Here is a 15274-nt window from a genome sequence, read left to right as displayed (position 1 = left end):
AGACTCCGTACGCACGCGCAGGACGCAGACAACGGCAACAACACGGACAAGACAGACATCGGCACGGCAATCCGGCACCGCAAGGCGCCGTCATCGAGGAATCAGGAAGCGATGATAGCCGAGCGGGTCAGCGACTGCCGCCGGCGACCGTGCCGGCCGCGGCATCGGCTTCGGCCTGCGCACGGGCAGCGAACAAGGTGCCCGGTGGTGGCTGCCGGGTAAAGAAGGTATCGATGCCGTCGAGCACTGCGCTGGCGATCTTGCGCTGATAGGACGGATCGGTCAGCCGACGTTCTTCGTCGGGATTGGAGATGAAGGCGGTCTCCACCAGCATGGCCGGCATGTCCGAGGTCCGCAGCACCGCGAAGTTGGCGCGTTCCAGCTCCGGCTTGTGGTTATTGCCGATCCGCTTCAAGCCACCGAGCACATGGCCTGCGGCATCTTCCGAGGCCTTCATATGGCCGCTCTGGGCCAGGTCCAGCAGGACGTTGGCCAGCGTGCTTTCGGTTTGCTGCAGGCGTACGCCGCCGACCAGGTCGGCGGCATTTTCCTTGTCGGCCAGCCAGCGCGCGCGTTGCGAGGAAGCCCCCTTGGTGGACAGCACGTAGACCGACGAGCCGGTGGCGCTACGGTTTTCGGCCGCATCGGCATGGATCGAGATGAAGATATCGGCTTTGGCGGCGCGTGCCTTCTGTGCGCGCATCGGCAGCGGAATGAACACATCGGTGTCGCGGGTCAGGTAGGCCTTCATGCCGGGCGTGGCATTGACCTGGCGTGCCAGTTCGCGCCCGATCGCCAGGGTCACGTCCTTCTCGCGCTTGCCGGTCGGTCCCTGGGCCCCAGGATCCTGCCCGCCATGGCCCGGATCGATCGCCACCACCAGCGGACGCATGCCCGGCGCCATCTTCACCCGCGACGCCTCACTCGGCAGCAGCGGGCGTGGCGTCGGCATCGCGTCGTCGGCATCGCTTCCCTTCGGCGCAGCGGGCGTGACCGCAACCGCCGCGGGGGGGCTACCACCGTTGAGAATGGCCGCAGGCGAAGCGCCATTGGTGCTGGCCATTGCACCGGCACGCTCGCCGGACGGCGGACGCGGGGCGGGCACGCCGGTGGCGACCGTGGTCGGCACCGGCGCCGGTGTCACGCTCGGCATTGCCGAGGCAGGAACCACGACCGGGCGTGCCGGAACAGGTTGCGCGGACGCGCGCTGCGCGGCCGAGGCTAACGCAGCGGTGGCGCGTGCGGCTTCGGCCTGGGCATCCGGACCCGGCGGTGGCGGCGGCGCGGGAGCCGTCGCCACCGGTGCCGACGCGTAGTCACCAGGCCATTCGATCACCAGGGTCGAGCTGGCACCGACGGTCTGCATCTGCGGCTTGAGCGCGGTGACCGGACTGGCGAGTTCGAAGACGACGCGGAAGGTCCCCGGCACCGGCTGCCCCGTGCGCACCCCGGTCACCAGGCCCGACGCGGATGGCAATTTGAGGCCACGGGCACCCGCGGAATCGGGAAAATCGACCACCAGGCGATTCGGATTGGCCAGCGACAAGGTCTTGAACGCGCCGCTGCCGGCCAACTGGATTTCCGCACGGGTACCGGTGGCACCGGTACTGACGCCGACCGCCTTGATTTCGCCGGCCCAGGCAGCAAAAACCGCCAGGCTCAGGCCGGCGGTCATGGCGGAAACAGCGAGTTGTCGGCGCCCCATGATCATGGAGCCGGATTCAAACACCCCACCATGTGAAAATCAAGGCAATTTCCCTTAATAATCCACAACCTGGCGTTCATTCTTCCGGTCAGGAGGCAAAAAAGGACTGCAAGTCGCCATGATCGGCCAGCCGCTGCAGCCAGGCGTGCCCCAACGGACTACGCCCGTGCAGGGCGAATTGCCGCCCGTCGCCCTGCATCGCCAGCTCCACATCCAGATCCACCGGTGGTAGCGCGCCCGCGCCACGCTCGGGCCATTCCACCAGCCACAAGGTGGCGGCCGCTTCGTCCAGCCCGAGGAAATCCAGTTCCGCAGCCTGGCCGATACGGTACAGATCCAGGTGCCAGGCTTCGCCGCCGGCGGCAAGCGGATAGCGCTCGATCAAGGTGTAGGTGGGGCTACGGATCGGGCCTGTCACCCCCAATGTGCGCAGCAATGCCCGCGCCAGGGTGGACTTGCCTGCGCCGAGATCGCCATGCAATTGCACCATCGCGCGCTCCGGACGCGTGTTCGCCAGCACCTGTCCCAAGCGCTCGGTGTGTTCGACGTCGGCCAGTTGGCCGGCCAGGTTAGACATGCAAAGCTCCGGGATTGGCGAGGCGCCGCAACTGCGGCAATAGATCGGTCGGCAGCAGGCCGCGCTCGCCGTCGGCGGCTGCGGCATCGCCGGCACAGGCATGCAGCAAGGCGCCCAGGCTGGCGGCATCGAACGGCGACCAGCCCTGGCCCAACAGCGCGGCAATCACGCCGGTCAACAGATCGCCCATGCCACCGACCGCCATGCCGGCATTGCCGGCATCGATGATGCGCGGCGGCATGCCGGGGGCGGCCACCACGGTGCCGGCGCCCTTCAGCACGACCACGGCACCGAAGCGCGTCACCAGGGCAGCAGCAGCGGACAAACGATCGCGCTGCACCTGGGCGGTGGACAAGCCCAGCAGGCGCCCGGCCTCGCCAGGATGCGGCGTCAGCACCAGCGACGCGCGCAATGGAAGCGCGTGCGCAGCCAGCAGATTCAAGCCATCGGCATCCAGCACGCAGGCAGTCTCGGAGGTCATGCCCGCACGCCACAGCGCTTGCGCCCAATCGTCCTGCCCCAATCCCGGACCGAGTGCCAGCGCATCCGCCGCCGAGGCCAGCGCAGCGATGTCGTCGTCGCTGTGGACGGCGCGCGCCATCACCTCGGGACAGCGGGTCAGCAACGGCGCCACGTGCTCGGCGCGGGTGGCGACCTGCACCAGTCCGGCACCGCTGCGCAGGGCCGCCTCGGCGGTCAACAGAATGGCGCCACCACTGCCGAGGTTACCGCCGATGCAGAGCACCCGGCCGGATTCGCCCTTGTGGCTGTTGCGCCGGCGTGGCCGCAAATGCGCCGCCAACGCCTCCATTGTCCATGCCTGGGCAACAGCGCTCAGGCCATCGAAGGCCGAGGCCGGCACCTCCAACGGCGCCAGGACGCGATCGCCGGCATGCTCCAGTGCATCGCCGGTATACAGACCGACATGCGGAACGATGAATTGCAGGGTCGCGCTGGCGCGGACGGCTGCGCCGAAGGCGACGCCGCGATCGGCATCCAGGCCGCTGGGCACGTCCAGCGCCAGCACCGGCACGCCTGCAGCGTTGATGGCCTCGATCAATCCGGCGGTTTCCGCATCGGGCGTGCGGTTCATGCCGATGCCGAACAAGGCATCGACGATCACATCGGCGTGTGCCAGCGGACACGGGAACAGATCGACTGCACCACCTGCGGCCAGATAGTCGGTACAGGCACGCTGGGACAGCGGCGAGCCCGGTCCCTGCTCGGGAAGGTGAACCACCTGCACCTGGCGGCCAGCACGCTGGGCCAGGCGCGCCAGCACATAGCCATCGCCGCCGTTGTTGCCGGTGCCGCAGACCACCAGCAATCGCCGTGCGCGCGGCCAGCGCTCCAGCAAGCACTGCCAGGCGGCCTGCCCCGCCCGTTGCATCAAGATGTAGCCGTCGCCACCGAGCAGTTGGGTCGCCTGCGCGTCGAGCATGCGCGCGGCAGCGGTGTCGTAGAGAGCAAGCGGTGCGTACATGGCCGGAATTCTATACTTGTCGGCATGTCCGCCGTTCCCACCCTGCCCGACCTCACCGCCGCCGCCACGCAGATCCGTGCGTTGGCGCGTGCAGCCGGCTTCCAGCGCTGCGGCATCGCCGGCATCGAGCTGGGCGAGGACGAACAGCACCTGCGCAGCTGGCTGGCCGAAGGCCTCTACGGGACCATGCACTGGATGGCCCAGCACGGCGACAAGCGTTCGCGTCCGCAGGAACTGGTGCCCGGCACCCTGCGCGTGCTCTCGGTGGGGCTGGACTATGGCCGCAAGGACGATACCCAGGCCTGGGACACCCTGGCCGATGGCCAGCGCGCCTACGTGGCGCGCTACGCGCTCGGACGCGACTATCACAAGCTGATGCGCAACCGGCTACAGAAACTCGCCGAGCGCATCCAGGAGACCATTGGCCCGTTCGGCTACCGGGTGTTCGTCGACTCCGCGCCGGTGCTCGAACGCGCGCTGGCGCGCAATGCCGGCTTGGGCTGGATCGGCAAGCACACCTGTCTGATCGACCGTAACGGCGGCTCCTGGTTCTTCCTGGGCGAGATTTACCTGGACCTGCCGCTACCGATCGACACACCGGCCAGCGCCCACTGCGGCACCTGTACGCGCTGCATCGACATCTGCCCGACCCAGGCCATCATCGCCCCGCAACGGCTGGATGCCCGGCGCTGCATCGCCTATCTGACCATCGAGCACGAGGGCGAGATCCCGGAAGCGATGCGCAAGCCGATCGGCAACCGCATCTTCGGCTGCGACGACTGCCAACTGGTGTGCCCCTGGAACAAGTTCGCGCGTCGCACCGACGAGCCGGACTTCCGCGCGCGCAACGATCTGGACATCGCCACGTTGCCACAGTTATTCGCCTGGGACGAGGACGAGTTCCTGCGCCGCACCCAAGGCAGCCCGATCCGCCGCAGCGGCCACCAGCGGTGGTTGCGCAATCTCGCGGTGGCGCTCGGCAATGCGCCGACGACGCCGGAAGTCTTGGGCGCACTGCAGGCCCGACGCGAGGATCCCTCGCCGCTGGTGCGCGAGCACGTGGCCTGGGCGCTCGCCCAGCACGGATGCTGATGCCAGCTCGGCGCCGCACCATCCGGTCCGCCGCTGCGGGATAATGCGGCAATGGCCGATCGCACCACAGAGATTCTCACCCCCAGCCAACTCAACGCGCTGGCGCGCGACTTGCTGGAGGGATCGTTCCCGCTGATCTGGGTCGAGGGCGAACTGGGCAACGTGACCCGCCCGTCGTCGGGCCACCTGTACTTCACCCTCAAGGACGCGCGTGCGCAGATCCGCTGCGCGATGTTCAAACCCAAGAGCAGCTGGTTGAAGTTCCAGCCGCGCGAAGGCTTGCGCGTGCTCGCGCGTGGACGGCTGACGCTGTACGAAGCGCGTGGCGATTACCAATTGGTGCTGGATCATCTCGAAGAAGCCGGCGAAGGCGCGCTGCGCCGCGCCTTCGAGGCACTGCGCGCCCGGCTGGCCGACGAAGGCTTGTTCGATCCGGCACGCAAGCAACCGCTGCCGCCCCAGCCACGGCGATTGGCGGTCATCACCTCGCCCAGTGGCGCCGCGGTGCGTGACGTGCTCAGCGTGCTGGCGCGACGGTTCCCGCTACTGGAGGTGGACGTGCTGCCGTCACTGGTACAAGGCGACAGCGCCGCCGCCCAGCTCACCCAGCTGCTCGAACGCGCCGACGCCTGCGGCCGCTACGACGTCATCCTACTCACGCGCGGCGGCGGCTCCTTGGAAGACCTGTGGGCCTTCAACGACGAGCGGCTGGCGCGGGCGATTGCTGCAGCGAGCACGCCGATCGTCTCGGCAGTGGGTCATGAGACCGACGTCAGCCTGAGCGACTTCGTCGCCGACGTGCGCGCCCCCACGCCGTCGGTGGCGGCCGAACTGCTGGTTCCCGACCAACGCGAACTGACCGCACGCCTGCACCGCGCACAGGCGCGCTTGCTGCAACTGCAGCGCCATGCGCTCGACCAGGCGATCCAGCGGGCCGACCGCCTGGCGCTGCGGCTACAAGCGCGTAGTCCGCAGGCGCGCCTGCAACTGCTGCAGCGCCGGCAGCAGGATGCTGGGCGCCAGCTGCGCATGCGGATGACGCAGATTCTCGAACGCCTGCAGGCGCGCACCCAGCGCGCACAGACACAGCTTCGGCTACACAGCCCGCAACGCGAGCTGGCCGGCTGGCGCCAGCGCCTGCAAGGGCTGCATCCCCTGGCGGCGATGCAGCGCCGGCTGCAGCACGATCAGCTGCAGCTGCGCGGGCTGGCACGTTCGCTCGAAGCGGTCAGCCCGCTGGCCACGGTGGCGCGTGGCTATGCCATCGTGAGCCGCAGCGACGATGGCGCGCTGGTGCGCAGCCACGCGCAGGTCGCGCCGGGCGATGCACTGCGGATTCGACTGGCCGACGGCAGCATCGCCGTGCACGTCGACGCCAGCGACGACCAGGACGCGGCCGACCTCAACCCGGGTCGCTAGCCTGGTTGGCCGTGTGCCAGCCATCCATCAACGCCCCGGCCAGCGCCACCGGATCATGGTCGAAATGGTGGCCGCCCGGGCGCACCACGACCTGCACGCCTCGTGCCCGCAATTCCGGGCAAAGCGTGTCTTTTTCCTCGTCGCCGTAGATGCACTGCACCTGGCGCAGGTTCAGTGCCTGCAGCGCCGGTGTCACCGGCAGCTCCGCGTCGTTGTGCCAGCCCAGCCAGCCGCCGACGCGGACCTTGAAGTCGGCATGGTGGCCGAGGCCTAGCAGGCTGACGAACTGCACCGTCTCGCGCTGTGACGGCGACATGTCGCGGTAGGCAAACGGCAGTACGTCGGCTCCGAAGGAGTATCCCACCAGCGCAACATGCCGCACGTGCCAGCGTTGTCGATAGTTGGCGATCACCCGATCCAGGTCCGCGGCCACCTGCTGCGGCGTACGCGTTCCCCAGAAATAACGCAGGCTGTTCCAGCCCACCACCGAAACGCCGTGCTTCTGCAATTGCGCAGCAATACCCTTGTCCAGTTCGCGCCAGCCGCCGTCGCCGGAGAGCAGCACCACCAGTCGATCGCTACCCGGAGCATGCAGTTCCACCAGCGGCAGATCGGCCAGCCCCTCGGCTTGCCCGACAGAAAAGTGCTTGCGGGTCGCACCGGCGATCTGTACCGCAGTGGCATCGCGGCCAAGTACCTGCACGAAGCCCTGGGCTGGATCGGTCGCGGCGGTCGGACAGGCAAGGCTATCGCCATTGCTGGCCGGCTCCGCTCCTTCGACCACGACCGCACCGGACAGCACATCCGGCGCCGCCGACGCCACCGCCTGCCTTGCCAGCAACGCACCATCGCCCTGTCCGACCAACAAGGGCGGCAGGAAGGCGTCCACGTGCTCGGCACGCAGGATCTTCTTGCCCAAGCGCTCGGCATCGTCGGCCAATGAAGTGCACTTCGCCTGGCGGGCCAGGAAACGCGAGCGATAACGCGCGGTATTCACCACCGCCACCAGTGCACCGTCTGCGCTCAGGGTTTCCGCCAGATGCTTGCCGTCGGCGGCATGTGCGCTGTCCGGCAGCAGCACGACCATCGCCTTCGGTATCCCGGCCGGACGAAACACTTGCACCGACCGATAATGGCCAGCGACGTTGCTGGCCTGTAAATGGCGCGCGACGGCATAGCCGCTGCCGACGACCAACAACGCTGCGATCACCCAACGAAACACCTTGATCCCCCAATTCATCACAGGCACTCCTCGAATGGGCGCCATTGTGAACCTGCAAGTCGACGCCGGTTAGACGCCGCCAGAGAGCATGTTCGCATTCGTTAAGCCAAAGTGAGGATTATTCAGGTTCCAGACGGGCAAACGCTTCGCAATGTGGGCCACGCCTACGCGGCCGCTCGCGTCGATGGGGAGCCGCTGCTACGCCCGGGACTTCTGCGCGTGTTGCGGCGGCAGCAGCGGCCGCTGAGGCTAGATGCCGCGCGCCACCCGAAAGCCGATCCGCGCGCTGGTGGTATCCGAGTCCTGCGACAGTCGCCAGGCCGCGCGCGTCTGTTGCGGCGAGTTGGCCCAGCTCCCCCCGCGGACCACGCGCTGCCGGCATCCAGGGTTGAACCAGGCCGCGCCGTCGGCAGGCGCGCGCCGATAACTGGCATGCCAGCAGTCGGCCACCCATTCGCTCAGATTGCCGCCCATGTCGTGCAGGCCCCAGGGATTGGCGCGGAAACTGCCGACCGGCGCCGGCCCCCAGAATCCATCGCCATAACCGACGAAACCGTTGTTCCAGTGCCTGCCGCTGCGCGAGACGTCGTTACCGCCGGTGTAGTTGCCCGCATCGATCGGCGGTGTGCCGGCGTTGCCCCAGGGATAGCGTCCGCTGGTCCCGGCGCGCAACGCGTATTCGAACTCGGCTTCGCTGGGCAGATGGTAATGCCGCCCGGTCTGCTCGCTCAGCCAGGCCGCATACGCCTCGGCGTCGCGGATGCTGACATGCATGACCGGACTGTTGGGCGCCGCGCGCGCGCCGTTGTAATCCGATTGCCAATCCACGCCGCTGCGACGGATGAAATTGCCGCTGCGCTCGTCATAGACCACAGAATGCCCGCGTCGGGTGGCGCGCGGCCGGGCACCGGTGGCTTCGACGAACTGGCGGAACTCGGCGACCGTGACCTCGGTGATCGACAAGGCGAATCCACGTGCGAAGCGTACGTAGTGCGCAGGACGCTCGTTGTCCGAAGCCCCACGCTCGCTGTCGGCAGCGCCCATACGGAAGGCACCATGCGGCACCACGATCATCTGCGGCCCGCGACCGCCGGACTTCAAGCCGTCGGTGAAAACCTGCCCGGGTCGGAAGCTGCCGTAGTGCGTGGCCAGCTCCAGCCGACGCCGCAGTTCGCCGACCATCGGATCGCCTGGGTCGGCGATACGCAGCACGCTGGCCAGCTTCTCTCCGGCCGCCTTCAGCCCACGCGGCGAGGTCAGGTCGCGCAGGCCGGCATCGCGCAAGGCAGCGATCTGGCCGCGGCGCACGCGTTCGATGCGCGCACGCGCATCGGCGATGGTCGGCGCCTGGTGACGCGCCTTGGCCGCCATCTGCACCCAGTAACGGGCCGCGACGAAGTTACCGGCATCGGCGGCGCGCTCGGCCCGCCGCAACAGCGCACTCTCCACCGCCGCCAGCCCCTGGCGCGCGCGCGGATCCTCTGGATCGAGCTGGGCAGCATCGCGGAAATTGATCAGCGCGCCATTGCCATCCTCGCCCAGCCGGCCGGCGCGCAGATCATCCTCGCCAGCGCGATTGAAGGCGAGCACGCGCTGCGCCGTCTCCACCCGCTGCTGCAGGTCGCGCACCTTCGGATCGTCGGGCGCCAACGCCAGCGCCACGATGGCAAGCTCACGCGCCTGCTCGAGCGCGGTGTCCTGCTGGGCGATGCGCGCCAGGGCTTCGTGCCCGAGCTCGAGCAGACGTGCACGTGCGCGTTCCAGACCACGCCGGCTGGCTGCATCCTTGCCACCGGTGCGGCGCTGGATCGCCAGGTAAAGCGGAATGGCATCATCGGGCTGCCGGTACAGACGGTCCTCCTGCAACGCCTGATCAGCGCGCTGACGCGCCTGCACCACCGTCTGCTCGCCCAGGTCCACCGGCGGCGGCTGCCAGCGGGCGACGGTCTCGGCCGACTCTTCGCCACCGATGGAGACCTGCGGCGCCGCAGTGATCACTGCAGGCGATGCAGCGGCAGCGGGCGCAGGCGCCGGTGCCTGTTCGCGCGAACAGGCGCACACGCACAGCGCGACGAGCGCCCATGCCGTCCTCCGTTTGCCGCACTCACCCACCACCCGCTCCTTCCACAGCTCCGCTCTCCCGGCCGGCGATCGCGACGTTAGGCTATTCTGCGCGGACTGCGCAAACTCCTGCCATCGACGGACACCACGTGCCCCACTGGATCACCCACCCATCCGAACTGACCGATCGCCTGCATCCGCGTCCCGCACGCATCGGCCTGGACACCGAATTCATTCGCGAGCGGACCTATTGGCCGCAGTTGGCCCTGGTGCAGATGGCCATCGGTGAGGAGATCCTGCTGATCGATCCGCTGATCCCGGGCATGACCGACGCATTGGCACAGTGGTTGCGCGCGCCGGACATCCTCAAGGTGATGCACAGCGCCAGCGAGGACCTGGTGACCTTCCGCTGCGCCTGCGGCGTATTGCCGCGTCCGCTGTTCGATACCCAGATCGCCGCCGCGCTCGCCGGCGTTGGCGCCGGCCTGGGGTATCAAAAACTGGTGCACGAGGTGACCGGCACGCTGCTGAGCAAGGGCGAGACGCGGTCTGACTGGATGCGCCGGCCGCTATCGCCGGCGCAGCTCGACTATGCCGCCGACGATGTGCGCTATCTGTTCGCGCTGCACGACGCACTGGACGAACGCCTGGCCACGCAAGGCCGGCGCGACTGGCTGGCCGAGGATGCCGAACGCCTGTTGGCCACCGTCGAGCACGATGACGGCGAGCGCTGGCCGCACACCAGTCTGCGCGCGGCGCAATTCCTTGAGCCAGAGGCACAGCGCCGGTTGCTGCGCTTGTTGCGCTGGCGCGATCTGCAGGCCAGGCAGAGCGATCGTCCGCGCAGCTGGATTCTCGACAACGAACTGGCCAACCAGCTCGCGCGCTTTCCGCCCGCCGATCAAGACGCCCTTCTGCGGCAGTTCGACAAGTTCCCCAAGGCTCCGCGCAAGCTCGCCGGCGCAGTCTGGGAGGCATTGACCACGCCGCTGCCGGACGAGGAGCATGCCCCGCTCGCACAGGCGGCAACCGATCGCCACAAGGGCTTGCTCAAGCGGCTACAGGACGCCGTCGGCCAGCGCAGCCGCGAACTGGGCTTACCCGATGGCGTGCTGGCGTCGCGCCGACACCTGGAAGCACTGATCGAACAGCGCGAATGGCCCGCAGCGCTGGGCCAATGGCGGCACGCGCAGCTGGCGGCACAGCTGTTGCCGCTGCTGGACGACACTGCCACCCGCTGACTGCGGTCTTTGCGCCGGCGCTGCGGCAGTGCGTCGGCCGCGCCAGACGGTTCGGCATCTTCACTCCTGCGCTGCCCAGCGCGCCAGGTTCTGCTCGATACGCGCCAGCGCTGCCCAGGGATCCTTGCGCCGCCGGCGTAGGCGCTCGGGCACCTCGCGCAGGGTGAACGCGTCGGCCCGATGCAGTCGCGGCAGCTCCGACCACGCCAACGGCAAGGCCACCGGCGCGCCTGGCCGCGCCCGCAACGAATACGAAGCGACGGCGGTGGCACCGCGCCCGTTGCGCAGGTAGTCGACGAAGATGCGGGTGTTGCGCAGCCGCTTGCTGGCGGTGGCGATGAAGCGCGCCGGCTCGGACTGCGCCAGCGCCTCGGCGAAGCCCTTGGCGAAGCGTTTGGTCAGTTCCCAGTCGCAGCCGGGATTGAGTGGCACCACCACGTGCAGGCCCTTGCCGCCGGACACCCGCAGGAACGACTCCAGCTCCAACTGCGCCAGCAACCGACGGATATCGCTGGCGGCACGCTTGACCTCGGCAAATGGCACGTCCGGGCCAGGATCCAGGTCGAACACCACCCGGTCGGCTCGCTCCGGCTGATCCGCGCACGCGCCCCAGGGATGGAATTCCAGCGCGTTGAATTGCACCAGTTCCAGCAAGCCGGCCGCGTCCTCGACCACCAGGTACTCGGCCTGCAGGCCGGCGTCTTCTGCCAGGCGCATCGTGCCGACCCGTTCCAGCCCGGCGCTGTGGTGCTTCTGGAAGAAGCAGGGTTTGTGCGCACCACTGGGGCAGCGAATGACCGACAGCGGGCGACCGACGATCTGCGGCAGCAGCTGCGGCATCACCGCCTGGTAGTACGCCCAGACGTCGCCCTTGCTGGCGCGGATGTCCGGATAGATCAGCTTGCCCGGACTGGACAGGGTCGGCAGAGGTGAAGCCGATACTGCTGCGCGGCTGCGCTTGCGCGCCGTCGCCGTGTTGGCGGAAGACGCGGCCGTCTGGTCGCTGTCGGTATCGCGCAACGCCTCGACCGTCTTGTCGTTGCGAAGTGTCTTGAAGGAGGCCTGGCGCAGCAAGGCCTGGCCGCCGATGCCGCGATCAACCACCTCCACCACGAAGCGCGGCGCGAACCAGCGGGCGCTGCGCAGGTCGGTGTCGTTGGCGGGGACGTGGACACACGGGCGGCGGTCGCCACCGCCGAGCTTGGCCGCCAACACCGGGATCATGGCATCGGAGAATCCCGAGCCCACACGCCCGACGTAGCGCCAGCCATGTTGCGCGTCCGGCGTGGCCAGCAGCAGCGCGCCGAAGCTGCCGCGGCTGCCCTTGGGGGTGGTATAGCCGACCACGGCGAATTCCTGGCTGGCGAGTTGCTTGGTCTTGCGCCAATCCTCGCTGCGCCCAGCCTGGTAGGCGCGCTCGGCGCGCTTGGAGATGATGCCTTCGAAGTGCTGCTCGCCTGCGACCCGAAAGGCCTGCGCGCCATCGCCTTCGATGTGCGAGCTATAGGCCAAGTTCCGCGGCGGCGCAGCCTCCAGCACCGCCTGCAGCAATTGCTTGCGTTCGCGCAACGGGGCGCCGGAAAGATCCACGCCGTCCAGGTGCAGCAGATCGAACACCACCAGCGCCAGTGGCGCCTGACGCTCGCCGGACAAGGTGGCCTGCAACAGATTGAAATCGGCGCGGGTGCCGCGGCCGGCGATCAACTCGCCATCCAGCTGCGCCGACCGCAGGCCGAGCGCCTGGATGGCATCGCGGACTTCCGGCACCTTATCGGTCCACTCCAGGGCATTGCGCGACCACAGCCGCACCACACCGTTGTGTACCGTGGCCAGCAGGCGGTAGCCATCCCATTTGATTTCGTGCAACCACTGCGCGCCCTCCGGCGGATTCGCGCCCAGCTTGGCCAGCTGTGGCGCGAACGGCCCATCCTCCAACGTCGCGCGCCGCGCCGCGGTCAGGGCCAACGCACGCCGCGCCCAATCGACGCGTCTGCGCCGCGGCGCCGGCACATGGCTTAGCGCGCGTGTCTGCGATGGCTTGCCGGCGCCGGCACGGCGTACATCCGCCGCCGGCGCGGCCGTCACGTCGGCCAGCAAGTCATCGGCCTCGAGCGTGCCGGCATATGCGTCTTCATCCTTGAACAGCAACCATTGCGGCTGGCGCGCCGGCTTCCCCGAGCGCACCAGATGCCAGCCCCCCTTGAGCTTGCTGCCGAACAGCTCGAAACGCAGATGGCCCTTGGCCAGTTGCGCCTCGGCATCGCCGGCAGTCGTCCATACCCCATGGTCGAACTGCGCCACATGGCCGCCACCGTATTCGCCCCGCGGAATCTGTCCCTCGAATTGCGCGTAGTCGAGTGGATGATCCTCCACCTCCACTGCCATGCGCTTGACCTTGGGGTCGTAGCTCGGCCCCTTGGGCACCGCCCAACTCTTCAGCGCATCGCCGACCTGCAAGCGGAAATCGTAATGACGCCGGCTGGCATGATGCAGCTGCACGACAAAGATCGCCCGCTGCCCGCGTGGCAGGCGTTTCCCTGGTTCTGGTTCGCCGGTGCGATCGAAGCGGCGCTTGCGCCGGTACTCGCTCAGGCTCATCGGTTTGCCCGAGGGTCAGCGCAACGATAGCGCCCGTCGGTAACTGGTGCTCTGCGCGCTTGCACATCGGCACACGCGGCATGAGTGCCTAATCGCGACCGGCAGGTGCAGCGCTTCGCTCGGCCGGGTGCCTGGACACCGCCCTGATGGCGGTCGGCTCCGCCTGCCTGTTGCATGTCCTCGCGCATTTGCTCGGCTCCCATGATGGCAACGCGCCGCTGCGCTGCGAACGGCATCGCGCGCTTGCCACTGTGGCCCGCTGCCGGCGTAGCAACCGTGAACACTGCGTTGGCGCTGCGTGCAGGCATGCCCCAGGGGCGGCCGCCCGACAAGCTCATGCCATAATGGCCAGCGCCTTCAAGGCGACGCCTTTCTCCCTATTCCGAGGCTTTACCTCTGTGAGCACTACTTCTTCGAAACTGGATTCCCTCGCGCAAGCCAAGGCCAAGCTGCTGGACGAACTGCAGAAGCTGGAAGATCAGGAAAAGGCCGAGCGCGCCAGCGAAGCGGCATCGGCCCATGCCACCATCGTGTCGCTGCTGGAGCAGTTTGCCGATCACTTCAACGCCAAGCAGCGCAACGACATCGCCGCGCACCTGGGTAGCGCGGTCAGCGCCCCGCGCAAGGACGCTGCCAAGAGCGGCCGCAGCGAGGTCAAGCCCAAGTATCAGTTGCCGCACACCGGCGAGACCTGGTCCGGCCGTGGTCGCACGCCCAAGGCCTTCGCTGCCTGGGAAGGCACCGCGTCCTACAAGGAGTGGAAGGCGCAGAACCCGGACCTGAAGTTCCCGCTGGTCGGCGAGTAACGTCATCCGCCCTTGCGGTGCCGCAGCCCGATGCTTGGCGAACGGCGCGGCACGCAGGTAGAATCGATGGCGCGTGGGGCGGTAGCTCAGCTGGGAGAGCGTCGCGTTCGCAATGCGAAGGTCGGGAGTTCGATCCTCCTCCGCTCCACCATTCTTCTCCCACCAAGGGAGCGCAAGAAGGCCGGATTCCTTGTACAGCAAGGACTTCGGCCTTTCTGTTTGCAGGCCACGCGGCTGCCTATGGTGCTGACAAGGCGACGCTGGAGGCATCTTTGGAAGGGCACCTGGGGGCATCCCCTGCAGGCTCCGCTCCACTCCCAACGGCGGTGCTCTGCAACGCGCCGTCCCTGTACGCACCTTTAGCCCCCCTGCGTCGATGACTGGATGGTCGGCACGCACTGCTGCGCCAGCCGTGGCATCGGGATCACATCGGCCACGCTACGGTGCGGTCTTCTTCCGCAGATGAATCGCCATGAACAAGTCCCCCCGCCACCCCGACGACAGCGCCGGCGACCAGCATGGCGAAGCCGAAAGCCAGCAGAATCGCCAACACGACGAGGCCGCCAAGCAACGCCCGGGGCAAAAGGATATGCAGATTCACGACGAGCATAGCCGCCGCCCCAGCAGCACGCCGCCTTCCAAGTAACGATGCATCGGTGCAGGCCATGCGTCCTGCACCAGGACGCGCGCCTGCGACGGGCGGATGGCCGACAACATGCAGCCAGCGTGTTCCGCACGCCGGAACGCACGCGTCGCACCACGTCGCAGCCGAGCGCGGCGGACGACAAGCTGGTCGGCAGCACATTCCCATGCAGGCACCACCAACTGCGAGCACACCTGGCCAGCCTGAAGGCATAGCGCGCCACCGACGGATGCATGTCGCGCGCATCCTTATCGCGCGCAGGGACTGCGGTCGGTGACCATCAAGCTCCTCAGCTGGCCATCCGCGTTCACACGGCCAAGGCGGCAACGACACATTGCTCGATCGCTCCAGTCCGCTCCCCCATTGCCTGTGACCTCCTGGCAGACGATGCTGACGGGCATCTGTCGCTCCCTTTACCGGATCGCCC

The 15274-nt window shown here is 68.1% G+C and carries 11 protein-coding genes and 1 tRNA gene; 6 read left to right on the top strand and 6 right to left on the bottom strand.

The features are described 5' to 3' along the window. Positions 1–127: 127 nt before the first annotated feature. The 3 genes from CKY51_RS16660 to CKY51_RS16650 all read right to left on the bottom strand — a co-directional run bounded on the left by CKY51_RS16660 (position 128) and on the right by CKY51_RS16650 (position 3765). Positions 128–1729 (bottom strand): N-acetylmuramoyl-L-alanine amidase, encoded by a 1602-nt coding sequence (locus CKY51_RS16660; protein WP_038223747.1) that lies wholly within the window; start codon positions 1727–1729, stop codon positions 128–130. A gap of 64 nt (positions 1730–1793) precedes the next feature. After that, the gene (gene tsaE, locus CKY51_RS16655; RefSeq protein WP_152249522.1) at positions 1794–2282 is read right to left on the bottom strand and encodes a tRNA (adenosine(37)-N6)-threonylcarbamoyltransferase complex ATPase subunit type 1 TsaE; all 489 of its coding nucleotides are present in this window, start codon (positions 2280–2282) and stop codon (positions 1794–1796) included. Then, positions 2275–3765, bottom strand: coding sequence for a bifunctional ADP-dependent NAD(P)H-hydrate dehydratase/NAD(P)H-hydrate epimerase (locus CKY51_RS16650; RefSeq protein WP_022974668.1), 1491 nt, complete (start codon positions 3763–3765; stop codon positions 2275–2277). Before CKY51_RS16650 ends, tsaE begins: the two co-directional genes overlap by 8 nt. A 24-nt stretch (positions 3766–3789) precedes the next feature. On the opposite strand from CKY51_RS16650, the gene queG reads away from it, so the two are divergent. Beyond that, a complete protein-coding gene (gene queG / locus CKY51_RS16645) occupies positions 3790–4857 on the top strand; it encodes a tRNA epoxyqueuosine(34) reductase QueG (protein ID WP_022974669.1) in 1068 nt (355 codons plus the stop codon). A gap of 51 nt (positions 4858–4908) precedes the next feature. Beyond that, positions 4909–6276: an exodeoxyribonuclease VII large subunit gene (gene xseA / locus CKY51_RS16640; RefSeq protein WP_022974670.1), complete on the top strand. Its 1368-nt coding sequence runs from the start codon at positions 4909–4911 to the stop codon at positions 6274–6276. Here the strand turns inward: xseA and CKY51_RS16635 are convergent. Continuing rightward, positions 6260–7516: an AcvB/VirJ family lysyl-phosphatidylglycerol hydrolase gene (locus CKY51_RS16635; RefSeq protein WP_022974671.1), complete on the bottom strand. Its 1257-nt coding sequence runs from the start codon at positions 7514–7516 to the stop codon at positions 6260–6262. The genes xseA and CKY51_RS16635 overlap by 17 nt on opposite strands. Before the next feature lie 231 nt (positions 7517–7747). Continuing rightward, positions 7748–9610 carry an SUMF1/EgtB/PvdO family nonheme iron enzyme gene (locus CKY51_RS16630; protein WP_052172331.1) on the bottom strand — a complete coding sequence of 621 codons (1863 nt, stop codon included), beginning with the start codon at positions 9608–9610 and terminating at the stop codon, positions 7748–7750. Positions 9611–9708: 98 nt separating this feature from the next. Between CKY51_RS16630 and rnd the strand changes: the two genes are divergently transcribed. Then, on the top strand, positions 9709–10800 hold the full coding sequence (rnd, locus tag CKY51_RS16620; RefSeq protein WP_022974673.1) for a ribonuclease D: 1092 nt from the start codon (positions 9709–9711) through the stop codon (positions 10798–10800). Positions 10801–10860: 60 nt separating this feature from the next. Here the strand turns inward: rnd and ligD are convergent, their stop codons facing one another. Next, positions 10861–13398, bottom strand: a complete 2538-nt coding sequence (gene ligD / locus CKY51_RS16615) for a DNA ligase D (RefSeq protein ID WP_022974674.1) — start codon at positions 13396–13398, stop codon at positions 10861–10863. Between the two features lie 398 nt (positions 13399–13796). Between ligD and CKY51_RS16610 the strand changes: the two genes are divergently transcribed. The 3 genes from CKY51_RS16610 (at position 13797) to CKY51_RS22500 (ending at position 14850) form a co-directional block, all read left to right on the top strand. Continuing rightward, positions 13797–14204 (top strand): H-NS family nucleoid-associated regulatory protein, encoded by a 408-nt coding sequence (locus tag CKY51_RS16610; RefSeq protein ID WP_031341034.1) that lies wholly within the window; start codon positions 13797–13799, stop codon positions 14202–14204. Between the two features lie 75 nt (positions 14205–14279). Continuing rightward, a tRNA-Ala gene (locus CKY51_RS16605) sits at positions 14280–14355 on the top strand. A 321-nt stretch (positions 14356–14676) separates the two neighbouring features. Continuing rightward, entirely contained in the window at positions 14677–14850 is a 174-nt protein-coding gene (locus CKY51_RS22500) for a hypothetical protein (protein ID WP_170292342.1), read from the top strand. Positions 14851–15274 lie beyond the last annotated feature (424 nt).

The sequence above is a fragment of the Xanthomonas maliensis genome (assembly GCF_009192945.1).
Classification (GTDB): Bacteria; Pseudomonadota; Gammaproteobacteria; order Xanthomonadales; family Xanthomonadaceae; genus Xanthomonas; species Xanthomonas maliensis.
Note: the sequence above shows the minus strand (reverse complement) of the source record. Positions and strands in the feature narration are given on the sequence as shown.